Annotated in this window: 25 protein-coding genes; 16 read left to right on the forward strand and 9 right to left on the reverse strand. The window is 60.0% G+C overall.

Annotated elements, in window-relative coordinates:
• Complete coding sequence (locus tag ACIPY9_RS19785) at nucleotides 1-711, forward strand: LrgB family protein (protein WP_400705348.1); 711 nt, start codon at nucleotides 1-3, stop codon at nucleotides 709-711.
• A 12-nt stretch (nucleotides 712-723) separates the two neighbouring features.
• Nucleotides 724-1314, forward strand: coding sequence for an LON peptidase substrate-binding domain-containing protein (locus tag ACIPY9_RS19790; protein ID WP_400705200.1), 591 nt, complete (start codon nucleotides 724-726; stop codon nucleotides 1312-1314).
• A gap of 59 nt (nucleotides 1315-1373) precedes the next feature.
• On the opposite strand, the gene ACIPY9_RS19795 is transcribed toward ACIPY9_RS19790, so the two are convergent.
• Nucleotides 1374-2690 (reverse strand): bifunctional DedA family/phosphatase PAP2 family protein, encoded by a 1317-nt coding sequence (locus ACIPY9_RS19795; RefSeq protein WP_400705203.1) that lies wholly within the window; start codon nucleotides 2688-2690, stop codon nucleotides 1374-1376.
• Between the two features lie 3 nt (nucleotides 2691-2693).
• A complete protein-coding gene (locus ACIPY9_RS19800; protein WP_400705206.1) occupies nucleotides 2694-3365 on the reverse strand; it encodes a DNA-3-methyladenine glycosylase in 672 nt (223 codons plus the stop codon).
• Between the two features lie 274 nt (nucleotides 3366-3639).
• Here ACIPY9_RS19800 and ACIPY9_RS19805 point away from each other — a divergent pair, with 274 nt between their 5' ends.
• From ACIPY9_RS19805 to lipA, 12 genes are all read left to right on the forward strand, one after another.
• Nucleotides 3640-4911, forward strand: coding sequence for a glutamate-5-semialdehyde dehydrogenase (locus ACIPY9_RS19805; RefSeq protein WP_400705209.1), 1272 nt, complete (start codon nucleotides 3640-3642; stop codon nucleotides 4909-4911).
• A 22-nt stretch (nucleotides 4912-4933) separates the two neighbouring features.
• Nucleotides 4934-5593 carry a nicotinate-nucleotide adenylyltransferase gene (gene nadD, locus ACIPY9_RS19810; RefSeq protein ID WP_400705351.1) on the forward strand — a complete coding sequence of 220 codons (660 nt, stop codon included), beginning with the start codon at nucleotides 4934-4936 and terminating at the stop codon, nucleotides 5591-5593.
• 60 nt (nucleotides 5594-5653) lie between these two features.
• The gene (gene rsfS / locus ACIPY9_RS19815; protein ID WP_400705212.1) at nucleotides 5654-6040 is read left to right on the forward strand and encodes a ribosome silencing factor; all 387 of its coding nucleotides are present in this window, start codon (nucleotides 5654-5656) and stop codon (nucleotides 6038-6040) included.
• 9 nt (nucleotides 6041-6049) lie between these two features.
• Nucleotides 6050-6517, forward strand: a complete 468-nt coding sequence (gene rlmH, locus ACIPY9_RS19820) for a 23S rRNA (pseudouridine(1915)-N(3))-methyltransferase RlmH (RefSeq protein ID WP_025261972.1) — start codon at nucleotides 6050-6052, stop codon at nucleotides 6515-6517.
• A 28-nt stretch (nucleotides 6518-6545) separates the two neighbouring features.
• Entirely contained in the window at nucleotides 6546-8441 is a 1896-nt protein-coding gene (gene mrdA, locus ACIPY9_RS19825) for a penicillin-binding protein 2 (RefSeq protein ID WP_400705215.1), read from the forward strand.
• A 31-nt stretch (nucleotides 8442-8472) separates the two neighbouring features.
• On the forward strand, nucleotides 8473-9576 hold the full coding sequence (gene rodA / locus ACIPY9_RS19830) for a rod shape-determining protein RodA (RefSeq protein WP_400705354.1): 1104 nt from the start codon (nucleotides 8473-8475) through the stop codon (nucleotides 9574-9576).
• Nucleotides 9577-9593: 17 nt separating this feature from the next.
• On the forward strand, nucleotides 9594-10601 hold the full coding sequence (gene mltB, locus ACIPY9_RS19835; RefSeq protein ID WP_400705218.1) for a lytic murein transglycosylase B: 1008 nt from the start codon (nucleotides 9594-9596) through the stop codon (nucleotides 10599-10601).
• Complete coding sequence (locus ACIPY9_RS19840) at nucleotides 10601-11614, forward strand: septal ring lytic transglycosylase RlpA family protein (RefSeq protein WP_400705221.1); 1014 nt, start codon at nucleotides 10601-10603, stop codon at nucleotides 11612-11614. The genes mltB and ACIPY9_RS19840 overlap by 1 nt, the downstream gene beginning before the upstream one ends.
• Before the next feature lie 244 nt (nucleotides 11615-11858).
• Nucleotides 11859-13019, forward strand: coding sequence for a D-alanyl-D-alanine carboxypeptidase family protein (locus tag ACIPY9_RS19845; protein WP_400705224.1), 1161 nt, complete (start codon nucleotides 11859-11861; stop codon nucleotides 13017-13019).
• 90 nt (nucleotides 13020-13109) lie between these two features.
• On the forward strand, nucleotides 13110-13385 hold the full coding sequence (locus ACIPY9_RS19850) for a DUF493 domain-containing protein (protein WP_400705227.1): 276 nt from the start codon (nucleotides 13110-13112) through the stop codon (nucleotides 13383-13385).
• Complete coding sequence (gene lipB / locus ACIPY9_RS19855; protein WP_400705230.1) at nucleotides 13385-14032, forward strand: lipoyl(octanoyl) transferase LipB; 648 nt, start codon at nucleotides 13385-13387, stop codon at nucleotides 14030-14032. The genes ACIPY9_RS19850 and lipB overlap by 1 nt, the downstream gene beginning before the upstream one ends.
• Before the next feature lies 1 nt (nucleotide 14033).
• The gene (lipA, locus tag ACIPY9_RS19860; RefSeq protein ID WP_400705233.1) at nucleotides 14034-15041 is read left to right on the forward strand and encodes a lipoyl synthase; all 1008 of its coding nucleotides are present in this window, start codon (nucleotides 14034-14036) and stop codon (nucleotides 15039-15041) included.
• A gap of 115 nt (nucleotides 15042-15156) precedes the next feature.
• Here the strand turns inward: lipA and ACIPY9_RS19865 are convergent, their stop codons facing one another.
• From ACIPY9_RS19865 to leuS, 5 genes are all read right to left on the reverse strand, one after another.
• The gene (locus ACIPY9_RS19865; protein ID WP_400705236.1) at nucleotides 15157-16485 is read right to left on the reverse strand and encodes a lytic murein transglycosylase; all 1329 of its coding nucleotides are present in this window, start codon (nucleotides 16483-16485) and stop codon (nucleotides 15157-15159) included.
• Between the two features lie 80 nt (nucleotides 16486-16565).
• Entirely contained in the window at nucleotides 16566-16721 is a 156-nt protein-coding gene (gene arfA, locus ACIPY9_RS19870; protein WP_400705239.1) for an alternative ribosome rescue factor ArfA, read from the reverse strand.
• Between the two features lie 249 nt (nucleotides 16722-16970).
• Nucleotides 16971-18008: a DNA polymerase III subunit delta gene (gene holA, locus ACIPY9_RS19875; RefSeq protein ID WP_400705242.1), complete on the reverse strand. Its 1038-nt coding sequence runs from the start codon at nucleotides 18006-18008 to the stop codon at nucleotides 16971-16973.
• Nucleotides 18009-18049: 41 nt separating this feature from the next.
• Nucleotides 18050-18655 (reverse strand): LPS assembly lipoprotein LptE, encoded by a 606-nt coding sequence (gene lptE / locus ACIPY9_RS19880; protein WP_400705245.1) that lies wholly within the window; start codon nucleotides 18653-18655, stop codon nucleotides 18050-18052.
• A gap of 89 nt (nucleotides 18656-18744) precedes the next feature.
• On the reverse strand, nucleotides 18745-21351 hold the full coding sequence (gene leuS, locus ACIPY9_RS19885) for a leucine--tRNA ligase (protein WP_400705248.1): 2607 nt from the start codon (nucleotides 21349-21351) through the stop codon (nucleotides 18745-18747).
• A gap of 315 nt (nucleotides 21352-21666) precedes the next feature.
• On the opposite strand from leuS, the gene ACIPY9_RS19890 reads away from it, so the two are divergent.
• Entirely contained in the window at nucleotides 21667-22038 is a 372-nt protein-coding gene (locus ACIPY9_RS19890) for a hypothetical protein (RefSeq protein WP_400705251.1), read from the forward strand.
• 84 nt (nucleotides 22039-22122) lie between these two features.
• On the forward strand, nucleotides 22123-22881 hold the full coding sequence (locus ACIPY9_RS19895; RefSeq protein ID WP_400705254.1) for a YdcF family protein: 759 nt from the start codon (nucleotides 22123-22125) through the stop codon (nucleotides 22879-22881).
• 98 nt (nucleotides 22882-22979) lie between these two features.
• Here ACIPY9_RS19895 and lnt read toward each other — a convergent pair whose 3' ends face one another.
• Together lnt and ACIPY9_RS19905 are read right to left on the reverse strand one after the other, a co-directional pair.
• Nucleotides 22980-24500, reverse strand: a complete 1521-nt coding sequence (gene lnt, locus ACIPY9_RS19900; protein ID WP_400705257.1) for an apolipoprotein N-acyltransferase — start codon at nucleotides 24498-24500, stop codon at nucleotides 22980-22982.
• Nucleotides 24501-24518: 18 nt separating this feature from the next.
• Nucleotides 24519-25361 (reverse strand): HlyC/CorC family transporter, encoded by an 843-nt coding sequence (locus ACIPY9_RS19905; RefSeq protein ID WP_400705260.1) that lies wholly within the window; start codon nucleotides 25359-25361, stop codon nucleotides 24519-24521.
• Nucleotide 25362 lies beyond the last annotated feature (1 nt).

Below are 25362 nucleotides of genomic sequence, written 5' to 3' on the forward strand. Positions count from 1 at the left end.
CTGGATTGGCACGGGGCCTGGATGTCCGTGATTCATCATCCCCTGTTCGGTATCGCGGTGACCCTGGCCGCCTATCAGTTGGCGATGGCAGCCTATGAGAAAACCCGCTGGCTGTTTCTGCAGCCGGTGCTGGTCTCCATGGTGGTGGTGATCGTGATCTTGCTGGCGTGTGGCCTGGACTACAGCGAATACCGCAAAAGCACAGAGATCATGAACATCCTGCTGGGGCCTGCCACGGTGGCGCTGGCGGTGCCGCTTTATCTGAATCTGAGGCGGATTCGTCAGTTGTTCTGGCCAACCTTAACTACGCTGGTGATTGGTGGTGTCTTTGCCACAGGCTTGTGTATATCGCTGGGTTGGCTATTGGGAGCCGATCATATGATTCTGATGACCATGGCTCCCAAGTCCGTGACCTCGCCGATTGCCATGCTGGTGGCCGAGCAGATCGGTGGCGTTGCGGCGCTGGCAGCCGTTTTTGTGCTGATTACCGGGGTGTTCGGTGCCATTTTCGGCCCTGGGCTGTTGTCGCTGGCGCGGGTTGATAACCATGCGGCCCGAGGCATGGCGCTGGGGCTTACCGCTCATGCGGTGGGAACATCCATGGCGTTGCAGGAAGGCGAGGAGTCAGGCGCTTTTGCTGCATTGGCAATGAGTCTTATGGGCGTTGCAACGGCGCTGTTCCTGCCGTTGGCAGTGTCGTTGACCGTTTAAAAGGTACTTTTTATGACGCTGCCGCTGTTTCCGCTGAACGCTGTGTTGTTTCCGGGATGTGTGCTCGACCTGCAACTGTTCGAGGCGCGCTACCTGGACATGATTAGCCGCTGCATGAGGCAGGGGGAAGGATTCGGCGTGGTGTGCATCACTCAGGGCAGCGAAGTCGGCATTGCGCCCGGCGGTTATTCGCTGATCGGGTGTGAGGCGCTGGTCAGGGATTTTCAGCAGCAGGACAACGGCCTGCTGGGGATCCGTGTGGTCGGCGGGCGACGTTTCAGGGTCGTCAGCGCGGCGGTACAACGCGATCAACTGCTGCTGGCGGATATTCAATGGCTGGGCGAGCAGCAGGAACGCCCGTTGCAGGATGAAGATGCTGATCTGGTGGCCCTGCTCGAGGCGCTGGGTGAGCACCCGATGGTTGCGTCCCTGAATATGGGGCTGGAAGCCGGTGGCCAGCAGTCGCTGGCCAATCAATTGGCCTACCTGTTGCCCTTCACCGAGCAGGACAAGATCGATCTGCTGGAAATCGACGACCCCGAAGAGCGTCTGGACGCCATTCAGGAATTGCTCGATGAAATGCAGGGTGATTTGCAGACCTGATCTTTTTCGCGAATGAATTCGCTCCTACCGGTGCAGGAGCGAATTCATTCGCGAAGGCATCAATACTGATACCGCAACGTCGCATGCGCCAAGGCATGAACGGCAAATACCCCCAGCAGACCTGTAATGGCCGGCGCGATCAGCCACCAGACTTTGGCCGACATGGCGGGCAGTGGCGTCTGATGCTGGATCAGGGTCAGGCTTGCGGCACAGATACAGAACGCCAGCATCATTCCGGCCAGGATGTCCGTGGGCCAGTGAACGCCCAGATAGACCCGTGACAAGGCAATGGCCAGTGCAGGCACTGCGCCCAGCATGAGCCAAGTCAGGCGCAGGCGAACCGGTTGGCCTCGACCGGCCAGCACGGCCAGGGTCATGAACAGCGCAAAGGCGGCGGAGCTGTGCCCGCTGGGCATGCTGTAGGTGGTCAGCGGATCCACCAGCACATCCGGGCGGACACGACCAAAGAACGATTTGAGTGTTCCGTTCGCCACGGCAGTGCCCAGCGTCGTGGCGAGGGCGAAGGCAGCATGACGCCATTGTCTGGCTATCAGCAAGACAATGATCAGCAACGCAGCGGCCAGCAACTGGGCCTTGAAGTCACCAATGCTGGTGACCAGCAGGACGATATTCTGCGCGGTCGCGCTGCGATGCTCCTGCACCAGCGTCATCAGACCCTGATCGAAATGGTTCAGGTACGGCCAGCCAATCAACAACGCTGCCAGCATGATCATGCTCAACGCTGCAATCACCTTGGTTGCATGACGTTGCTTGCGGATGCTGCTTTGAATGCTCAAACCGAACAGAAGAGCCAGGCCTGCGCCGATGAAGGCGGCTTCGGTCCAGAACCCCTCGGGCAGTGGCAGACGAATCGCCGCCCCCGCCGCCCAGCCCGGCATCAGGTAAACGATCGACCAGCCCGCTGCGGCCACCACACTCACGGCGGCAAAGCGCGGGAACGGCATGTCGAACATGCCGGCAATCATGGGCAGCATCGGGCGCAACGGACCGATGAAACGCCCGACCAGCAGGCTGGCGATGCCGTAACGGTGGAAATAGGCTTCGGCTCCTGTCAGCCATTCCGGATGCTGGCGCAGGCCCGGCAAGCGGCGAATGTTCTGATGGAAACGCCTGCCGAGAAAGTACGACACGGCATCACCCAGCAGACCGCCGAGGAAACCCAGCAGCAAAACCTCGCTCAAGGGCAATATGCCGCTACCCGCCAGGGCTGCAATGGCGAACATCAGAACGGTGCCCGGCACGATGATCCCGGCAATGGCGACGCACTCGATGAAGGCCACCACGAATATCGCAATCGCAACCCACGAAGGGTTTGCGGTCAGCCAGCCGGTAATGCCGTCGAGCAGTTCGCCCATGGATCAGTTTCCTTGAGGAATGAAAAGATAGTCGCGGCCTTCGACCTGACCGCGTCGTAGAGGGTTCCGCGTGCAGAAGCGTGCGTAATCGGCCTCCACGAAGCGGTACATCAGGTGTTCGTCGCGGCCTTTGGGGATGCCCAGGCGCGAGGTCTGGATGATGCGCTCCGGCCTTTGGCCGATGTCTTCGACCAGCAGCCTGTCGGGGTCGAAACGTCGGGCATCCCATTCGGGGACCTTCAGGCCCAGAGCCCGGCACAGCAGGGTCTGGCCTGCGCACAGGCGCTCCGGTGCCCGAAGGTTGCCGCTGGCATCGGGATTGTTCAGTTGCATCCGGGCCAGTGCGTTGGCATCGCTGAGCTCATCGACCCAGGCAAAACCGGATTTGATCAGCACCGCATTGCCGGGGCCTTCGGCACTGAAGTTCAGCGAATCTCCGCCACGGGCGTAATACATGTAGATATGCCCACCGTCCAGAAACAGCGCCTTGCGCTTTTCGGTATAGCCCAATGAGGCATGGCTGCCTTTTTCGGCACAGTAATAGGCTTCGGTTTCAATGATGCGAGCGGCCAGCCACAGTTCGCCGACCTTGTGCCGGATGACCTTGCCCAGCAGGTCGCGGGCCAAGACCTGGGCATCTCGATGAAAAAAACTGTCGGAAAGCGCAACAGGCATGGACGAATACACGAAGTGAGAGGGCGCAGATCATAACAAGCACTGTCTGAAATGCAGCTGAATGTAGCGGGATGAGTCACTTTGTTGTTTCTGGAAATGACAGAGTCGCCGGTTCTTCGGGGCGTATCCGGGTTTAAGGACCGTTTGCTGGCGAAATGAAGGCTGTGACACCCGTTTTTGCACGGTTATCGACCATCCGCCTGTCTGCGCTGTCGTTCGTGCGGCGCGACAGCTATAATCGGCCGCTTTCCTCTCTGCCAAGACCTCTGAGACCATGACTGAGTCCGTTCTTGACTACATGACCCGCCTGGGTCGCGCCGCCCGCGAAGCTTCGCGCGTGATCGGTCGTGCCAGCACCGCGCAGAAAAACCGCGCCCTGCAGGCCATTGCCGCCGCCCTGGACGAAGCCCGCGCCGAGTTGTCCGCCGCCAACGAGCTTGACCTGAATGCCGGTCGTGCCAATGGCCTGGCCCCCGCCATGCTTGAGCGCCTGGCCCTGACCCCCGCACGTATAGACAGCATGATCGTCGGGCTGCGTCAGGTTGCCAGTCTGCCGGACCCGGTCGGTGCGATCCGCGACATGAGCTACCGTCCTTCGGGTATCCAGGTCGGCAAGATGCGTGTACCGCTGGGCGTGGTCGGCATCATCTACGAGTCGCGTCCGAACGTGACCATCGATGCGGCGAGCCTGTGCCTGAAGTCCGGGAACGCGACCATTCTGCGTGGCGGGTCGGAAGCCATTCATTCCAACCGGGCCGTGGCCGCCTGCATTCAGCGTGGTCTGGCCGAGTCCGGTCTGCCTGCCGGTGTGGTGCAGGTCGTCGAGACGACCGATCGTGACGCCGTGGGCGCGCTGATCACCATGCCCGAGTACGTGGATGTCATCGTCCCGCGGGGTGGCAAGGGGCTGGTCGAACGTGTCAGCCGTGATGCCCGTGTACCGGTCATCAAGCACCTGGACGGCATCTGCCACGTTTATGTGGCTGCCGACGCCGATCTGGTGAAGGCGCAGAACATTGCCTTCAATGCCAAGACCTATCGTTACGGTATCTGCGGCTCGATGGAAACCTTGCTGGTGGATCAGGCCGTGGCTGCCGAATTCCTGCCGGCCATGGCGGCCCGTTTTCATGAAAAGGGCGTGGAGTTGCGCGGCTGTGAACGCACCCGCGAACTGATCGACGCGATCCCAGCCACCGAAGAAGACTGGCATACCGAGTACCTGGCGGCGATTCTGTCGATTCGTGTGGTCGCGGGTCTGGATGAGGCCATCGAGCACATCAACCACTATGGCTCGCATCACAGCGATGCCATCGTTTCCGAGCATCAGGGCCTGATTCGCCGCTTCATGGCGGAAGTCGATTCCAGCTCGGTCATGATCAACGCGCCGACCTGCTTCGCGGATGGCTTTGAATACGGTCTGGGTGCCGAGATCGGCATTTCTACTGATAAGCTGCATGCCCGCGGCCCTGTCGGCCTGGAAGGCCTGACCTGCGAGAAGTACATCGTGATCGGTGACGGTCAATTGCGCGGCCAGGAGCCAGCCTGACTTGAGCGAGCCCGTAGCAGCCTTGCCCAGACGTATCGGCATGCTGGGGGGAACGTTCGACCCGGTACATATCGGTCATTTGCGCGGCGCACTGGAAGTGGCCGAGCAGCTTGAACTCGATGAGTTGCGCCTGACGCCCAGCGCCAGGCCTCCGCATCGCGACATGCCGAGCGTGACGGCGCAGGATCGTCTGGCGATGGTCCAGTGCGCGGTTGTCGGTGTGTCGCCCCTGACGGTGGATGACCGTGAGCTGAAACGGGACAAGCCGTCTTACACCATCGACACTCTGGAATCGATGCGAGCCGAACTGGCGGCCCAGGACCAGCTGTTTCTGCTATTGGGATGGGACGCCTTTTGCGGATTGCCAGGCTGGCACCGATGGGAAGAATTGCTGGAGCACTGCCATATCGTGGTGCTGCAACGCCCGGACGCCGACAGCGAGCCGCCCGATGCCCTGCGCAATCTGCTGGCGGCACGTGCAGTCAGCGATCCCAAGGCCCTGAAAGGGCCGGGTGGACACATTACATTCGTCTGGCAGACGCCGCTGTCGGTGTCTGCCTCCCAGATCCGTCAACTGCTGGCCAGCAGTAAGTCGGTACGTTTTCTGGTGCCAGACGCGGTACTGGCCTATATCGATGTGCACGGGCTTTACCGTGCGCCGAACACTGATGGGGCGCTCTGAAACTGCTTTTATCAATAAGCGTTTGAGCGTTTCCACATTTATGAGCTGAATGAGTTTTTTATGACAAAGCAGAAAATGAGTAGTGAAGAAGTCGTAGCGCTGGCAACGGCTGCACTGGAAGACGTCAAGGGTTCGGACATCCTGACCATCGACGTTCGCGACAAGACCAGCATTGCCGATTACATGCTGATCTGCACCGGTACTTCCAACCGCCAGCTCAACGCGCTGGTCGATAACGTTCGCGAGAAGGTCAAGGCTGCTGGCCTGATGCCTCTGAGCGAAGAAGGCAAGGGCGACAGCGACTGGGTTCTGCTGGACCTGGGCGATGTCGTGGTTCACGTCATGACCGCTGCTGCACGCCAGTTCTATGACCTGGAGCGTCTGTGGCAAGGTGCCGAGCAAAGCCGTGCAGCCAGCGCTGCGCACCACACTCCGGGTCACGAATAAGGCATCGCTGTGCGTCTGCGTCTGATCGCTGTCGGTTCGCGCATGCCCAAGTGGGTGGAAGAAGGCTGGCATGAGTATGCCAAGCGTCTTCCTTCCGAGCTGGCGCTTGAACTCGTGGAAATTCCGCTCAATACCCGTGGCAAGAATGCCGACGTGGCGCGTCTGATCCGTCAGGAAGGCGAAGCCATGCTGGCCAAGGTGCAGCCGGGGGAGCGGATCGTCACGCTTGAAGTTCAGGGCAAGCCCTGGAGTACCGAGCAACTGGCGAGCGAGCTTGATCGCTGGCGCCTGGACTCGCGCACGGTCAACCTCATGGTCGGAGGCCCCGAAGGGCTTGCTCCCGAGGTGTGTGCACGTAGCGAGCAACGCTGGTCGCTGTCACCACTGACCTTGCCGCATCCGCTGGTGCGCATCCTGATCGGTGAGCAGATCTATCGCGCCTGGACCGTGCTGTCCGGGCACCCTTATCACAAGTAGCATTGCCTTTACTGTGAACACGCCCTAGATGCCTCAGCCGATCCGCCTAAAAGACCATGAAAAGGACGCACGTCTGGTGCGCAGCAGGGTCGTGTTCGGGGCCGTGGCCGTCATGTTGCTGGTGTGCGTCCTGATTGCGCGCCTGTATTTCCTGCAGGTCATTCAGTACGACTATCACTCGACACTGTCGGAAAACAACCGGGTTCACGTTCAGCCGATTCCGCCAAGCCGCGGCCTGATCTTCGACCGTAACGGGGTTGTGGTCGCCGATAACCGGCCAAGCTTCAGCCTCAGCGTGACCCGCGAGCGTTCAGGCGAGTGGGCCAAGGTGCTCGACACCATTGTCGAAGTGCTGCAGCTCACGCCCGATGACCGCATCATCTTCGAGAAACGCATGAAGCAGGGGCGGCGGCCTTTCGAGCCGGTGCCGATCCTGTTCGAGCTGACTGAAGAGCAGATTGCCCTGATTGCCGTGAACCAGTTCCGCCTGCCAGGCGTCGAGGTGGTGGCGCAGCTGGTGCGGCATTACCCGCAGGGGCCGCATTTTGCGCACTCGGTCGGCTACATGGGGCGGATCAACGAGAAAGAGCTCAAGGGCCTGGATCCGGTCAATTACAGCGGTACGCACCATATCGGCAAGACGGGTATCGAGCGTTTCTACGAAGACGAGCTGCATGGTCAGGTCGGCTATGAAGAAGTCGAAACCAATGCCCGTGGCCGTGTGCTACGTGTGCTCAAGCGCACCGACCCGATTCCCGGCAAGGACATCGTCCTGAGCCTGGACATCAATCTTCAGGAGGCGGCCGAAGCTGCACTGGGCGGGCGTCGTGGCGCGGTCGTGGCGCTGGACCCGAACACGGGCGAGGTGCTGGCGATGGTCAGTGCGCCAAGCTTCGACCCGAATCTGTTCGTCACGGGCATCAGTTTCAAGGCTTACGCCGAACTGCGTGATTCCATCGACCGGCCTCTGTTCAACCGTATTCTGCGTGGCCTCTATCCGCCGGGCTCGACGATCAAGCCTGCCGTGGCGATTGCCGGCCTGGATGCGGGGGTGGTGACACCTGGGTCACGGGTTTTCGACCCCGGTTATTACCAGTTGCCGAACTATGACCACAAATATCGTAACTGGAACCGGACCGGCGATGGCTGGGTGGATCTGGATGTCGCGATCATGCGTTCAAATGACACCTATTTCTACGATCTTGCACATAAACTCGGCATCGATCGATTGTCCGGCTACATGAACAAGTTCGGTCTGGGGCAGAAAGTGTCGCTGGACATGTTCGAGGAGTCTCCCGGCCTGATGCCGTCCCGTGACTGGAAGCGTGCGACCCGGCGTCAGGCGTGGTTCCCCGGAGAGACGCTGATTCTCGGGATCGGGCAGGGCTATATGCAGGCCACGCCGCTGCAACTGGCTCAGGCCACTGCGCTGGTGGCCAACAAGGGCAAGTGGAACCGGCCGCATCTGGCCAAGAGCATCGAAGGCAAGCCTCCGGTGGATGATAATCCGATGCCGGATATTATCCTGCGCGACCCGGCCAACTGGGCACGGGTCAACCACGGCATGCAGGAAGTGATGCACGGTGCGCGAGGTACGGCGCGCAAGGCTTCCATCGGGGCCCAGTACCGGATCGCCGGTAAAAGCGGTACCGCACAGGTTGTGGCCATCAAGCAGGGAGAGAAGTACGACCGTACCAAGGTCCAGGAGCGCCATCGCGACCACGCCCTGTTCGTGGGCTTTGCTCCGGCCGACAACCCCAAGATCGTTGTGGCTGTGATGGTGGAGAACGGTGAATCCGGCTCTGGCGTCGCGGCTCCCGTGGTTCGTCAGGTCATGGATGCCTGGCTGCTCGACCAGAATGGTGTACTCAAGCCTGAGTATGCCGGCTCCCTGAATCCGGAGGCTGCGGCCCGTGAAGAGTAATTTCGACCGCATCCTTTCCAGCGAAGATGTGATGCGTCGCCGTGCGACATTCCTGCAGCGCATCCATATCGACGGCCCCTTGCTGGTCATTCTGCTGACCTTGGCCGCCGGTAGCCTGTTCGTTCTGTATTCGGCCAGCGGCAAGAACTGGGACCTGCTGATCAAACAGGCCAGCTCCTTTGGTATCGGTTTGACGGCGATGGTCATCATCGCTCAGTTCGAGCCGCGTTTCATGGCCCGCTGGGTACCAGTCATGTACGTCATGGGCGTGCTGTTGCTGGTGGTGGTGGACGTGATGGGCCACAACGCCATGGGAGCAACCCGCTGGATCAACATACCGGGGGTCATCCGCTTCCAGCCCTCGGAGTTCCTGAAGATCATCATGCCGGCGACCATCGCCTGGTACCTGTCCAAGCGCACCTTGCCGCCACAGCTCAAACATGTGGCGGTCAGCCTCGGGTTGATCGGTATTCCGTTTGTGCTGATCGTGCGCCAGCCGGATCTGGGAACTTCCCTGCTGATCCTGGCCTCCGGTGCTTTCGTGCTGTTCATGGCCGGGCTGCGCTGGCGCTGGATCATCAGCGTGCTGGCTGCTGCCGTGCCGGCGGCTGTCGCCATGTGGTTCTTCTTCATGCACGACTATCAGAAGCAGCGTGTATTGACCTTCCTCGACCCTGAAAGCGACCCGCTGGGCACCGGCTGGAACATCATCCAGTCCAAGGCGGCCATCGGGTCGGGCGGTGTCTTCGGGAAAGGCTGGTTGCTGGGTACTCAGTCGCACCTGGACTTCCTGCCCGAAAGCCACACGGACTTCATCATTGCCGTACTGGGCGAAGAGTTCGGGCTGGTCGGCATCTGTGCGTTGCTGGTCATTTACCTGCTGCTGATCGGACGTGGCCTGGTCATCACGGCTCAGGCCCAGACCCTGTTCGGCAAGTTGCTGGCCGGGGCGCTGACCATGACATTTTTTGTTTACGTTTTCGTCAACATCGGTATGGTCAGTGGCCTGTTGCCGGTTGTGGGGGTGCCATTGCCTTTCATTAGCTATGGCGGAACTTCGCTCGTGACGCTGCTGTCAGCGTTTGGGGTTTTGATGTCGATCCATACACATCGCAAATGGATCGCTCAGGTTTGATTAAGGTGAAGAATTCAATGCAGGTAGTGCGCAACTGGGCTCGATATGCTCCGGTGGTCGGTCTGGTGAGCCTCCTGGGTTCCGTGCAGGAGTCCATCGCAGGCGACTACGAAGGCTCTCCCCAGGTGGCCGAGTTCGTAGGTGAAATGACGCGTGAGTACGGTTTTGCCGGCGAACAGCTGATGAACGTGTTTCGCGAGGTCGAGCGCAAGCAACCCATCCTCGATGCCATTTCCCGTCCTGCCGAGCGGGTCAAGCAATGGAAGGAATATCGCCCGATGTTCATTACCGATGCCCGCATTGCGCGTGGCGTCGACTTCTGGCGTCAGCATGAGGCGGCCCTGGCCCGTGCAGAGCAGGAATATGGCGTGCCTGCGCAGATCATCGTTTCGATCATTGGCGTGGAAACCTTCTTCGGGCGCAACACCGGCAACTACCGGGTGATCGATGCGTTGTCCACACTGGGCTTCGACTATCCGCCCCGGGCACCCTTTTTCCGCAAGGAACTGCGCGAGTTCCTGCTACTGGCGCGTGAGCAACAACTCGACCCGCTGACCCTCAAGGGTTCTTATGCCGGTGCAATGGGGCTGCCGCAGTTCATGCCGAGCAGCTTTCGTGCCTATGCCGTGGATTTCGACGGCGATGGGCACATCAATATCTGGACCGACCCGGACGATGCGATCGGCAGTGTTGCCAGCTATTTCAAACGTCATGGATGGGTGGCCGGGCAGCGTGTCGTCAGCCTTGCGACCGCCCGCGGCAGTCGTGTCGATGAAGGTTTGAGCCCTGCTCTGGACCCGGTCATGTCGGTTGGGGAGTTGCGAGGCCTGGGCTGGGCGAGTCATGATGCGCTGCGTGATGACCTTCCGGTCACTGCATTTCGCCTTGAAGGCGAGCAGGGCCCCGAATACTGGATGGGGTTGAACAACTTTTATGTAATCACGCGTTATAACCGCAGTGTGATGTACGCCATGGCCGTGTATCAGCTGTCTGAATCGTTGGTTAAAGCTCGAGGCGTGAAGTAATGCGGCCATTGCCGACTCGTACACCTTTGAAATTGCTGGCCTATGCGGGGCTGGCATTGCTCATGGCCAGTTGCTCTTCCACTTCGCGCTCTCCGCAGCAGGGCGGTTCGATCGTGCGCTCTGCACCGGGGCTGGATATCAACCGTGCGCACAAGGACGGGGCTCCCTGGTGGGATGTCGATGTCTCGCGCATTCCCGATGCCACGCCAACCGTGCATACCGGTCCCTACAAGGCCAACCCTTATACGGTGCTGGGCAAGACCTATTTCCCGATGAGCGAATCCAAGCGCTACGTCGCTTCGGGGACGGCGTCCTGGTATGGCACCAAGTTTCATGGTCAGAACACCGCCAACGGCGAGGTCTATGACCTGTATGGCATGAGCGCCGCTCACAAGACCCTGCCGCTGCCCAGTTACGTGCGGGTGACCAACCTGGACAACAACCGCAGCGTGATTCTGCGCGTCAACGACCGGGGGCCGTTCTACTCCGACCGGATCATCGACCTGTCCTATGCGGCCGCTAAGAAGCTCGGCTATGCCGAAACCGGTACGGCGCGGGTCAAGGTCGAAGGGATCGATCCGCAGGAATGGTGGGCGCAACGCGGGCGTCCGGCTCCCCTGGCGCTTGACCAGCCGCAGGTTGTCGCTCAGGCGGCGACGCCGGCTTTTACAGCTTCCACCGGTACGGTCGAACAATACACTCCACCCCCTCAACAGCATGCTTCGCCTGCCGTGCCTGTACAGGTTGAGGCAAAAAAAAACGTTTCAGGACAAGCCTCTGGGCTGTTTCTCCAGGTCGGAGCCTTCGCGAATCCGGACGCTGCCGAGCTCCTGAGATCGAAACTGAGCGGGATGGTCAGGGCACCGGTTTTCGTGAGCTCGATAGCCCGCAATCAACAGACGCTCTATCGGGTCCGGATGGGGCCGATAGGCACGCAGGGTGAAGCCCAGCAATTGCAGGATAGTGTCAGATCGGCCAATCTTGGCCAGCCCAGCCTGGTGACACTGGATTAGTTGTATCGAATAAACAGTCGTTCTTGGCCGGTATGAAGAACGATGCACAGGCCCCCGCAATGCGGACTTGCCGTCAGAGCAAGAGTTGCAGGGCCTGTTCGCAGGATCGTGTGTCGAACAGGCGATCCTGTCAGCCAGGGCTGTAGCCTGGCGTCACGAGCCGGAATGAAGCGTACTCGCTTTACCGGTCTGTTCAGCTTTGCCCGCAAGGGCATGTTTGCCCATTAGCAATTTCGAGAGACGGATGAACATCACCACCTTTGCAAAACGTTTGTGCCTGCTTGTGCCACTGATTATCGCTCCGGCTGCCTGGGCCGCAGAACAGATGACACCTGCTGCGCCGCAACTGGCCGCCAAGTCCTACGTGCTGATGGATGCCAGCAGCGGCAACGTCCTGGTCGAGAACAACGGTGACCAGCGCCTGGCACCGGCGAGCCTGACCAAGCTGATGACCGCCTACATCGCGACCCTGGAAATCCGTCGCGGCCAGATCGGCGAGAACGATCCGGTCACCGTCAGCGAAAACGCCTGGCGTACGGGCGGTTCGCGGATGTTCATCAAGGTGGGCAGCCAGGTGACGGTCAGCGATCTGCTGCACGGCATCATCATCCAGTCGGGTAACGACGCCAGTGTTGCCGTGGCCGAGCATATCGCCGGCAGCGAAGACGCGTTCGCCGACATGATGAACAAGACGGCTGGCGACCTGGGCATGACCAACAGCCACTTCATGAACCCGACCGGCCTGCCGAACCCTGAGCACTATTCGTCCGCTCACGACATGGCCAAGCTGGCTCGCGCCATCATCCATGAAGACCCTGCTCACTATGCGATCTACTCGCAGAAAGAGTTCTTCTGGAACGGCATCAAACAGCCTAACCGCAACCTGCTGCTGTGGCGCGACAAGACGGTCGATGGCCTGAAAACCGGTCACACCGAAGAAGCTGGCTACTGCATGGTGTCCTCGGCCGTTCGTGATGGCATGCGTCTGATTGCAGTGGTGTTCGGCACCAACAGCGAGCAGGCCCGTGCTGCCGAAACCCAGAAGCTGCTGACCTATGGTTTCCGCTTCTTTGAAACCCAGAACTTCTATCAGAAAGGCACCGAGCTGGCTCAGGCCTCTGTCTGGAAGGGCTCAGCCCGTCAGGTCAAGGCCGGCCTGGCTGAAGACCTGAGCTTGACCATGCCCAAGGGCGACATGAAAAAGCTCAGCGCGAGCATGACCATGAACCCGCAACTGGTTGCGCCGATTGCCAAGGGTGACGTGATCGGTAAGGTCGAAGTGAAGAAGGACGATCAGGTTGTGCATACTGCCAACCTCATCGCGCTGGAAGCCGTCGAGGAAGGTGGTATTTTCCGCCGCGTGTGGGATAGCATTCGCCTGTTCTTCTACGGCTTGTTCAGCTGACCTTATTTGTAATCAATGCCGACCTTCTCGCGGCCTGCTTTCTGAGCAGGCCGCGTGTCCGTCGTCACGGCTTGTGAGACCTTTACTGCCATGACCGATACCGACGTCAAGTCGCACAAAATCGAATTTCCCTGCGATGACTACCCGATCAAGGTGATCGGTGACACCAGCGTGGGCTTCACTGCCGCCGTGATCGAGATTCTTGGCAAGTACGCCAAGGTCGATGTATCCACGCTCGCCGAGCGTCAGAGCAGCAACGGCAAATACACCACTGTACAACTGCACATCGTCGCCACCGGCGAAGACCAGTTGCGCGATATCAATAGTGCTCTGCGCGCTACGGGTGTCGTGCACATGGTGCTCTGATGGCTGACACTCTGGGTTTTCGTGATCTTGGATTGATCGATTACGAACGAGCCTGGCATGCCATGCAGCGTTTCACCGATGGACGTGGCCGCGATACCGCCGACGAAGTCTGGCTGGTGCAGCACCCACCGGTCTTTACCCAGGGACAGTCCGGCAAGGCAGAGCATTTGCTGGTGCCGGGCAATATTCCTGTCGTACAGGTCGATCGTGGCGGCCAAGTGACCTATCATGGCCCCGGCCAGCTGGTTGCCTATCTGTTGCTCGATGTCAGGCGCCTGGGTTTTGGGGTTCGCGATCTGGTCACCCGGATCGAAAACACCCTCATTGCCCTGCTGGGCAGTTACGGGGTGACGGCGGCGGCCAAGGCCGATGCCCCCGGCGTATATGTCGAGGGTGCGAAAATCGCGTCCCTTGGCCTGCGCATTCGTAACGGTTGTTCATTCCATGGGCTGGCGTTGAACGTCGACATGGACCTGGAGCCGTTCCGCCGGATCAACCCCTGTGGATATGCCGGGCTGGCAATGACCCAGTTGCGCGATCACACAGGGAAGATGGAATTTTCCGAGGTAAGTGCCCGGCTGCGTGCGCAGCTCGTCAAACACCTCGACTATGCTGAGCAGGCGACCCTTACGGGCGGAATAGAATGATATGACTGACACCGTGCAAACCCTGATCCCGACGCTTGATGTTTCCGAGCGCGCACCCCGTCCGAAAGTCGAAGCAGGCGTGAAGCTGCGCGGTGCCGAAAAAGTCGCACGCATCCCGGTCAAGATCATCCCGACGGTCGAGTTGCCCAAGAAACCTGACTGGATTCGCGTGCGGATCCCGGTTTCTCCCGAGGTCGACCGTATCAAGCAGTTACTGCGCAAACACAAGCTGCACAGCGTTTGTGAAGAGGCCTCCTGCCCGAACCTGGGCGAGTGCTTCTCCGGCGGTACCGCCACCTTCATGATCATGGGTGATATCTGCACCCGTCGCTGCCCGTTCTGTGACGTTGGCCATGGCCGTCCGAAACCACTGGATGTGGATGAGCCGAAGAACCTGGCCGTTGCCATCGCCGACCTGCGCCTCAAGTACGTCGTGATTACCTCGGTTGACCGGGACGACCTGCGTGACGGCGGTGCCCAGCACTTCGCCGACTGCATTCGTGAAATCCGTGCCCTGTCCCCTAATGTCCAGCTTGAAACACTGGTGCCGGACTACCGTGGCCGTATGGATGTTGCGCTGGAAATCACCGCTGCCGAGCCGCCGGATGTGTTCAACCACAACCTGGAAACCGTGCCGCGCCTCTACAAGGCTGCGCGTCCGGGTTCGGACTATCAGTGGTCGCTGACCCTGTTGCAACGCTTCAAGCAGATGGTGCCGCATGTACCGACCAAATCCGGCCTGATGCTGGGTCTGGGCGAGACCGACGACGAAGTCATCGAAGTCATGCACCGCATGCGCGAGCACGATATCGACATGCTGACTCTGGGTCAGTATCTGCAGCCTTCTCGCAGTCACTTGCCGGTGCAGCGTTTCGTGCACCCGGACACCTTCGCCTGGTTCGCCGAGGAAGGTTACAAGATGGGCTTCAAGAACGTGGCTTCCGGGCCGCTGGTGCGTTCCTCGTACCATGCAGACGAACAGGCCAAGATTGCCAAGACGCTGCTCTGAAGCGTATCTGACGGGTAAATGAAAAGGGCCGGATAGTCATATCCGGCCCTTTTTCGTTGTGCCCTGGTGATGCTTTCGCTGCGGGCTTTGCTCCCGGGGAGGCCGCGTGGCCTCTTTATGGGTTACGCAGGTTCTTCAGCAGTTCATGTGTTGGATAGCCATCGGCCGGCCAGCCAAGCGCTTGTTGGGCGCTGCGGATCGCCTTGCGCGTATTGGCGCCGATAATCCCGTCTGGCGCGCCTGCGTCGTACTTGCGGGCCGACAGCAGGGTTTGCAGTTCAATACGCTCTGAACGGCTTAGCGGCAGGTCTGAGCGCGGCCAGTTACCTACGATGTAGCCGCTGCCCTTGAAACGGTCGGACAACAGGCTGATCGCCAGGGCATAAGACGTTGAGTTGTTGTACCGGAGAATGGCGCGGAAGTTGTCCAGAACCAGAAAGGCCGGGCCGCGATAACCCGCAGGCAGCAACAGCGATGCCTGCTGCTGGCTGGCCGCTACTGGCAGTGCCGCGCCATCGGGAAGCTTCAGGCCAAGCCTTTGCCATTCGGTCAGGCTTTTGCGGATCGAGTTGTCGGCCAGGGAATAGTCGAAATCCGAACTCAGGACCACTTCAATGCCCCATGGCTGACCACGCTGCCAGCCTGAGCTTTGCAGGTAATGAGCGGCAGAAGCCAGTGCGTCGACCGGTGTGTTCCAGATATCGCGACGACCGTCGCCATCGAAGTCCACGGCATGGGTGTTGTAGGTGGTCGGTATGAACTGGGTCTGTCCCATTGCTCCGGCCCAGGAACCGAGCATCTTGTCCGGCGTGATATCGCCATGCTGGAGGATTTCCAGTGCTGCCAGCAACTGGCTTTGGGCGAAGTCGGGACGACGGCCTTCATAGGCCAGGGTCGCCAGAGAGCGGATGACCGATTGCGAGCCCTGGAACTGGCCGAAGTTACTCTCCATGCCCCATACCGCGACCAGTGCCTGACGGTCTACGCCGTAGCGTTGTTCGATGCTTTGCAACTCGGTGCTGTACTGCGCAAGCAAGGCTTGTCCCTTGCGTACGCGGGCGGCAGAGACCGCGCCATCCAGGTATTCCCACACCGGGCGGCTGAACTCGGGCTGGCTGCGGTCAGCCTTGACCACGCTCATGTCCGGCGTCAGCCCGAAAAATGCACGATCGAATATGTCAGCGCGAATGCCGGCCCTCAGGGCCTGGTTGCGAAAGCCTGCCTGCCATTCAGCGAAGCTGATGGCGGGTTGAATCGTGAGGTTGCCATCGACAACCAATGTCGGCGTTGGCGTGGCGAGAGGGGCGATTGTCTGGGTCTTGCTGGCCTGCAGAGGCGTCGCATCGGCTGCCGTGGGCTTTTCTGCGCAAGCGACCAGAGCAATGAGGCTGGAGGCGGCGATGAGTTGGCGCAACTGCCAGGGATGGGTAAAACAAGAAGGCATGCTTGGGTCCAGAGGGATTACCGACAGATGCAGACCTTAACACGGCTGCGCAGTCGAAAGCGCCTAAGGGTTGTTGCTCTTTATGCGGCCAGAAAGCAAGAAGCCTCCCAGTTTTTAGACTGGAAGGCTTCGCGGCGGTAGCTGCCTTTGCCTTTGGCCGGTCGTTCCTGGCGGCTGCGGAACAATGGCTGGGCAATGATGGACTTGGCCTTGTTCGGCCGCTTCGGTTTGCTCATGGCGGGTACTCTCGGGTGGGGAGTGAACGACGCGGATCATCGGGCAGGGCGAGGCATCTGTCCAATAGTTGTGTGCTATGGGAATAGGGATGAGGTGCTTTTTCGCGAATGAGCGGATCGCTGCTCATCAAACAAACTGTAGGAGCGAATTCATTCGCGAGACGTCACTGAAGGCGTTAGATGTTCTTCAGCTTCACAGGCCTCTCGCGAATGAATTCGCTCCTACAGCGTGTTCGCGAAAAAGGCGGTTCACTCTGCCGGTAATGGCAAACGCTGCCCCGCCATCAGCAGTGTCAGTCGACTCAGGCTGCTCCAGGGCGAGCCTGCGGCCTGACCTTTGATCTGTGCATCGATGCGTTGGGCGTCCATCAGCAACTGGCTCCAGCGTTTGGCCGGATAGCGTTGCAAGGCTTTGCTCATCAGGGGTTTGCGCTTGTCCCAGATGGGAGGGCGGGCCGAGCTGAACACCTTTTCCAGCGGGATGCCCTGGCTGTATTGCAACGACAGGTTGGCCAGTACCCGAAGCTCACGGGTCAAGGCCCAGAGGATCACCGGTGTTTCGACGCCTTCGCCACGCAGCCCTTCCAGGATACGTAGAGCGTGGGCCGCCTCGCCGTTGAGGATCGCATCGGTCAGCCCGAATACGTCGAAACGTGCGCTGTCCGCCACGGCGGCCTGTACGGTTTCGACGGTAATCTGGCCATCTTCGGCCATCAGTTTGAGCTTTTCGATTTCCTGAGCCGCGGCAAGCAGGTTGCCTTCGACACGTGCGGCAATCAGTTCGACGGCATCCTGAGTGGCTGCAAGCCCCGCCTGGGAAAGCCGCTGGCGAATCCATTGTGGAAGCTGGCCGATATCCACTGGCCAGATCTGCAGGAACTGGGTCTGAGCACCTTCGACCAGAGCCTTGCCCCACTTGGTTTTCTGGGCGCTGCCGTCGAGCTTGGGCAGGCTGATCAGTAACAAGGTGTCTTCGGCAGGGTTGGCGCAGTATTCCATCAAGGCTGCTGCGCCTTTATCGCCCGGTTTCCCCGAGGGCAGGCGCAGTTCCAGCAGGCGACGTTCAGCGAACAGGGACATGCTGGCACCCGCCAGCAGCAACGTACCCCAGTCGAAACTGGCGTCGGCGCTGAAGACCTGACGTTCGTCGAAACCTTGCTGGCGGGCCGCTGTGCGGATCGCATCGGCAGCTTCCTGGCAGAGCAGCGGGTCGTCGCCGCTGATCACGTACACAGGCGCAAGTGTGCCTTGCAGGTGCTTGTTGAGTTGGGCAGGGGCGAGTTTCATGATTGGGAGAAGGTCGGGGCCAGCCTGCTGGCCCCGGACGCTTACTTGCCTGGAATTTCGAGTGGGGACTGTTGAGGCGTCTCGTCACGCACTCGTTGAGCGGCTTCCAGCGCGTCGGCCTGAGCCTTGGCGACATCGTTGGCTTTCTGTTGCAACTGTTCCAGACGCTCCGGAGTCAGCTGTTGCAGGCGTGCCATCATTCGTTGAACCAGTTCGCCGCGCATTTCATTGCGCACCTGCTGGGCTTCGGTGTCGGAGCCGGTCAGGTTATTGCCGTCATGGGAGTAGGTCTTGTCCACACTGACTTTATCGGCCAGCAGAACCAGGTCTTTCTCGCCACGCATTTCATAGTTGAGCGTAGAGGTCAGTTGAAGTTCGGCCGAGCGACCGGAACCCGAATAGCTGGCCGTGCGCTGGGTTTCGACTTCGTTGGTCAGAATCAGTTTGTACTGCGCGCCGGTGTAGATCTTGACGCCCGCGTTGGTCAGTGTGCGGTTGAGCTGGGTGACCGTTTCGCCGTACATGTTGCGAGCGCTGAGATCCAGCTCCTTGACCGCCAGCTCGTTGGTGCCTGTCCCACGCAGCTGGAAGCCGCAGGCGCTCAACAACACCGCCAGGCCCATTACCAGCACATTGCGTTTGATCATCTTGATGCTCCCCTTGAATCCGTTTGAGCCCGCTTTGCGGCCCTTGGAAATATGTTCGGTGCCCGGCCATTGCCGGGCACCCGATCCAGTCAGCTTGCGACGATATTGACCAGTTTGCCAGGCACGACGATCACTTTGCGGATCGTCAGGCCATCGATGAAGCGCAACACGTTTTCGTTGACCCGCGCAGCGGCTTCGATTTCTTCGCGGCTGGCGCTGGCCGGCATTTCGATCTGTCCACGCAGTTTACCGTTGACCTGAATGACCAGTTGCAGGCTGTCCTGCACCAGGGCGTTCTCATCCAGCTTCGGCCAGCCGGCATCGATGACGGCTGTTTCGTGGCCCAACTGTTTCCACAGTTCATGGCTGATGTGCGGAGTGATCGGTGCCAGCAGCAGCGCGACGGTTTCCAGACCTTCCTGAAGCAGGGCGCGGTCCTGGGCTGTGGCTTGAGGCGCTTTTTCCAGGACGTTCATCAGAGTCATCACCTGAGCGACGGCCGTGTTGAACTTCTGGTTCTGGCCAATATCCTGGCTCGCCTGTTTGATGGCCAGGTGAATGGCGCGGCGAATGGCTTTCTGGTCGTCATCCAGAGCCGCCAGATCGAGGCTGCCCGGCAGGCCTTGAGCCACATGGCTTTGGGCCAGACGCCATACGCGACGCAGGAAGCGGTGAGAACCTTCGACACCGGAATCGGACCATTCCAGGCTCATGTCAGGTGGCGAAGCGAACATCATGAACAGGCGGCAGGTGTCGGCACCGTACTGGTCGATCATGGTCTGTGGGTCGATGCCGTTTTTCTTCGACTTCGACATCTTCTCGGTGCCGCCGATTTCAACCGGCAGGCCATCGCTGGTCAGTGTGGCGCTGATGACCTTGGCCTTGGCGTCGCGCTCCAGGGTCACATCGGCCGGGTTGATCCAGGTCTTCTTGCCGTTGGCTTCCATGCGGAAGTAGGTTTCGGCGTTGACCATACCCTGGGTCAGCAGGTTCTTGAACGGCTCGTTGGAGGTCACCAGGCCTTCGTCGCGCATCAGCTTGTGGAAGAAGCGCGCATAGAGCAGGTGAAGGATCGCGTGTTCGATACCGCCGATGTACTGATCCACCGGCAGCCAGTGATTGGCGGCGTTCGGCTCGACCAGACCGCCCTCATAGTGCGGGGAGGCGTAGCGTGCGTAGTACCAGGACGACTCGACGAAGGTGTCCATGGTGTCGGTTTCACGCTTGGCCGGTGCGCCGCATTTCGGGCAGCTGCATTCGTAGAACTCAGGCATGCGGGCCAGTGGCGAGCCTGCGCCGTCCGGTACGACATCTTCAGGCAGCACGACCGGCAACTGGTCTGCCGGGACCGGAACGTCGCCACAGCTGTCGCAATGCACGATAGGGATCGGGCAGCCCCAGTAGCGCTGACGGCTGATGCCCCAGTCGCGCAGACGGAACTGGGTACGTGATTGACCCAGGCTCTTCTTGATGAGTGCGGCTTCGATGGCGTCGAACGCGCCCTGGAAGTCCAGACCGTTGAATTCGCCGGAATTGATCAGCTCACCGTGCTCGCCGTAAGCCTCCTGCCATGGCGCAGGCGTTTCGTCGCCCGCACTGGTGCGTACCACGGCCTTGATCGGCAGGCTGTACTTGGTGGCGAACTCGAAATCGCGTTCGTCGTGAGCGGGAACCGCCATGACTGCGCCGTCGCCGTAGTGCATCAGCACGTAGTTGGCGACCCACACTGGCAGTTTTTCGCCGGTCAGCGGGTGCTCGACGAACAGTGAGGTCGGCAGGCCTTTCTTTTCCTGGGTAGCGACGTCGGCTTCGGCGACGCTGCCGCTCTTGCATTCATCGATGAAGGCTTGCAGCTCGGGGTTGCCTTGAGCGGCCTGGGTCGCCAGCGGGTGCTCGGCAGCCACGGCCACATAGGTTGCGCCCATCAGGGTGTCGGGACGGGTGGTGAAGACTTTCAGCGCACCGGTTTCGCCGATGGAAGCCTGATCGTAGGGGAACTGGACTTCCATGCCGCGCGACTTGCCAATCCAGTTGCGCTGCATGGTCTTGACCTGTTCCGGCCAGCCCGGCAACTCGTCGAGGCTTTGCAGCAGCTCATCGGCGTAGGCCGTGATCTTGAAGTAGTACATCGGGATTTCGCGCTTCTCGATCAGCGCGCCCGAACGCCAGCCACGGCCGTCGATGACCTGCTCGTTGGCCAGTACGGTCTGGTCGACAGGGTCCCAGTTGACGGTGCCGTTCTTGCGGTAGATCACGCCTTTCTCGAACAGGCGAGTGAACAGCCATTGTTCCCAGCGGTAGTAATCGGGTTTGCAGGTGGTCACTTCACGGGACCAGTCGATCGCCAGGCCCAGGCTCTTGAGCTGAGCCTTCATGTAGGCGATGTTTTCGTAGGTCCACTTGGCCGGTGCGACGTTGTTGTCGATGGCGGCGTTTTCCGCCGGCATGCCGAAAGCGTCCCAGCCCAGGGGTTGCAGGACGTTCTTGCCCTGCATGCGCTGGTAGCGGGAGATCACGTCACCAATGGTGTAGTTGCGCACATGGCCCATGTGCAGCTTGCCGCTGGGGTAAGGAAACATCGACAGGCAGTAGTATGTCTCCTTGCCTGGCTGCTCACTGACTTCAAAAGACTTTTGCTCTTCCCAAAAATGTTGGGCGGCGGCTTCGATTTCGCGGGGCTGATAGAGTTCGTGCATGGCTACTTTTTACTAAGGATTGGTGACCCTTGACCTCTTCATTGCTTCACCGGGTCAGCCTGGCAGTGCCTGTGGGGCCCTTGTGGCCGTCTTGGCAGTGCATACGGGCTCGCGGAGAGCGGAAGTGGAATGACAGGAAGCGCCGTAGCATACATGAGCGCTGTCTACCGAGGGAAACCCTGATTGCTGTCGAACGTTGCCAAAACGCCCGCTCAGGCGGTCCCGACTGGCCGTTGGTCGCAGTAACACGCCTGTTTTACCAGCAGCGCTAAGCTCAATGACGAGGGTATGTTCTATCTTCAAAGAGGTGAGCGGATGACAGAGTTGCAGCACACAGTAAGCACTCCTGAGCTGTATGAACGTTTGATCCATCGTCTGGGGCTTGCTCTGGAAACGGCCAGTACTGCGGTTCGACTTCGTAATGAGTTGCCCGCCGAGCTTGAACTCAAAGGTTTGAGCAATGCCGAGCTGGAGTTTATCGAGGCCTACCTTGAAAAAGAGGCGACAGGTCCAAGCGGGGCTGTTAAGGGTAAGTTAGAGGGCAGTTTCATTGTTTCGCCGGAGCAGACCAGATCGATAGTGCCGCCTAAAGAGTCCGCCAGGGTCATCTGGCTCAAGGATAAGAGGCGGGCCAGGGCGTCGGCAGGGTTGAGCCGTTACAGTTCAAACACAACATTCAAGCGTTAAACACAGCGGGCTGCGGGTCCGCTTTATAAGCATTGCTGCTTAGTTTCAAAAAAATTAGGCTTCGGGCATCTCTGGAGATGCTCGATGCCTATACGTTACCTGCTCAAAGCCCTTCTCTTGCCGCCGGGCATTTTCTTCCTCTTGTTGCTCATTGCCTGTTGGCTGCGCCGTGCCCGTCCCCGTATTGCGGCTGCCTGTTTCGTGCTGGGTCTGGGAGGGCTCTGGTTGATGACGCTGCCTGTCGTTGTGGAATGGGCTGCGCACCATCTGGAAGGCGACCGCCCTTTGTCACGCCAGGAGTGGGCGACACTGGCGCAGCAGGCTGACGCCATTGTGGTGCTGGGTTCGGGGCGTGAGCGTAATGATCTGGCCTGGGGAGTGGATGTACCTACCGGCCCCGGACTTGAGCGGTTGCGCTTCGCGGCGCAACTGGCGAAGGCGTCGGGATTGCCGGTCCTGACGACAGGAGGCCTGCATTTCGGCGAGCCACCGAGTGAGGCTGCGATCATGGCGCAATCGCTGCAGGATGATTTCGGTGTCACGGTGCGCTGGCAGGAAGGGCAGAGCCGCACCACCTGGGAGAACGCGACCATGACCGCCAGTGTCTTGCAGCCATTGGGTATCAAGCGGGTCGTGGTGGTGACTCACGCCTGGCACATGGCGCGCTCGCGCTGGAGTTTCGAGAAGGCCGGTTTTACCGTGGTGGCCGCCCCGGTCGGGTTTCTGGGTGAAGCCAATGACCAGCCGTTTGGCGGTTGGCTACCAGAAGCCAAGGCCTTCATGCAGAGCATGTGGCTGATCCATGAAGCGCTGGGGCAGCTGTTTTATCGGATGGTGTATTGAACGGAAGCCGCAAGCTACAAGCTTCAAGTCAAAAGCTTGTAGCTTGTAGCTTGTAGCTTGTAGCTTGTAGCTTGTAGCTTGTAGCTTTCGCTTTTATCTCAAACCGTCTTTGCAATACGCCCCGCCATCAAGGCCCAGCCAAACAACAGCCCGCAGACAATGATCAGCGGCCATGAACGCCAGCGCAGATACGGCGTCAGTTCCTGCATCGGGACAACCTCGCCGTACAGCACGCCTCGCTCGAACTGCGGTATCTGGACCGTGATGCTGCCGAACGGGTCGATCAGGCCGGTGACGCCGTTGTTGGTGGCGCGAATCATCCAGCGACCGGCTTCCAGCGCCCGCATCTGAGCCATCTGCAAGTGTTGCAGCGGGCCGATGGAGGTGCCGAACCAGGTGTCGTTGCTGATCGTCAGTAGCAGGTCGCTGCGTGCCGCCAGCCCGGCCGCAAACTCCGGATAGACCACTTCGTAGCAAATGAACGGCGCAATCTGGTACCCCTTGGCTTGCAGCAGGCGCTGGTCGCTCGGGCCGCGGGCGAAGTCCGACATGGGCAGGTCGAAGAAGGCGATCAACCCGCGCAGAATCTCCTGCAAGGGCACGTACTCTCCAAACGGCACGAGTTTCTGCTTCAGGTAGGTGCCATCCCCTTCGCCGGTCACGGTGATGCCGTTGTAATAGCGGGGTTCACCATGCCGGTTCGGTTCACGGACCGGGACGCCGGTGATGAGCGCCGAGTTTCTTTGCGCGGCAAACTTGCCCATCATCGTCAGATAACCTTCCGCATACTCCTTGAGCACCGGTACGGCGGTTTCCGGCCAGACAATCAGGTCAGCCTGTTGTGAGTTGAACGTCATGTCACGGTACAGCGCCAACTGGGCATTCAGCTGTTTCGGGTCCCATTTCATGCTTTGTTCGATATTGCCTTGCATGGCCGCGACTTTCAGCGGTGCACCGGCCGGGGATGTCCAGGCGTGCCCCTTGAGTGCCAGGCCGACTATCCAGGGCGCAATCAATAACACCACACCGGCCGCCATGAAGGAATGACGTGTCCGCAAGCGGTGCAGATTGCTCAGCAAGGCAACGGTGAGGGCCAGAACGAAGGAAATGAGCCAGATGCCGCCGACAGGTGCCAGCCCCGCCAGAGGTCCGTCCAACTGGCTATAGCCGGAATACAGCCATGGAAAGCCGGTCAGGAACCAGCCCCGAAAGGCTTCCTGAGCCGTCCAGAAGGCCGCGAAGGCCAGGGCATCGGCCAATGGGGCTTCGTTACGGCGAATCCAGCGCGCCCAGAGCCAGGCGGGCAGGGCAAAGAACAGGGCGATCAGGCTGATGAACAGCAGCATCAGGAAACCCGCCAACAGCGGTGAGGCACCGCCGTAGGTGTTGATGCTGACGTAGATCCAGCTGGTGCCCGCGCCGAACAGCCCGAAGCCGTAGCACCAGCCTCGTGCGAATGCCTGACGAGGGCTCGACTCGCGAAGGCCCAGGTAAAACATCGCCACCGCCACCAGAGCCAGTGGCCAGATGTCGAAAGGCGCCAGGGCCAGGGTCGTGAGTCCGCCGGCCGCCACGGCCAGCAGATTACCGGGCCAGCCGGGACGGGTTATCCAGCGCATGTGTGTTCCTTGAAACGGTTACGGACGAGAGATGGGGCTCAGGCGCAACAAATGAATACGACGGCTGTCGGCGCTCAGGACACGAAAACGGTATGCACCGATTTCGGTGATCTCGTTGCGCTTGGGCAGATGCCCGAACGCATTCATGACCAGCCCGCCGACCGTATCGAATTCGTCATCGGAAAACTCGCTGTCGAAGAATTCGTTGAAGCTTTCGATCGGTGTCAGGGCCTTGACCAGAAAGTCGCCGCTGGGCAGAGGCTTGATGTAGCTGTCTTCTTCGACATCATGCTCGTCTTCGATATCGCCGACGATCTGCTCCAGCACGTCTTCAATGGTGACCAGCCCTGCCACACCGCCGTATTCGTCAATGACGATGGCCATGTGGTTGTGGTTGGCGCGAAATTCGCGCAACAGCACGTTCAGGCGCTTGGATTCGGGCACGAACGTCGCTGGCCGCAGCAGGCTCTTGATGTCATCGCTGTCGCCGTTGGGCTTGAGGATCAATGGCAGCAGATCCTTGGCCAGCAGCACGCCGAGTACGTCGTCGTGGCTTTCGCCGATCACCGGGTAGCGCGAATGCGCGGCATCGATGACGGCGGGCAGGAATTCGCGGGGTGTCTGGGTGGCCTTGATGCTGATCATCTGCGAGCGCGGCACCATGATGTCGCGTACTTGCAGGTCGGCTACCTGAATGGCTCCTTCGACGATGGCCAGCGCTTCGCTGTCCAACAATTTGTTCTGCTGGGCTTCGCGCAGCAGCTCAAGCAGCTCCTGGCGGTTTTTCGGCTCGTGGACAAAAGCCTGGGTCAATTTCCCCAGCCATGACTTTTGTCCGTTGCTCGATCGGTCTTCGCTCATA

It is taken from the genome of Pseudomonas sp. NPDC089734, assembly GCF_044748865.1.
GTDB lineage: Bacteria > Pseudomonadota > Gammaproteobacteria > Pseudomonadales > Pseudomonadaceae > Aquipseudomonas.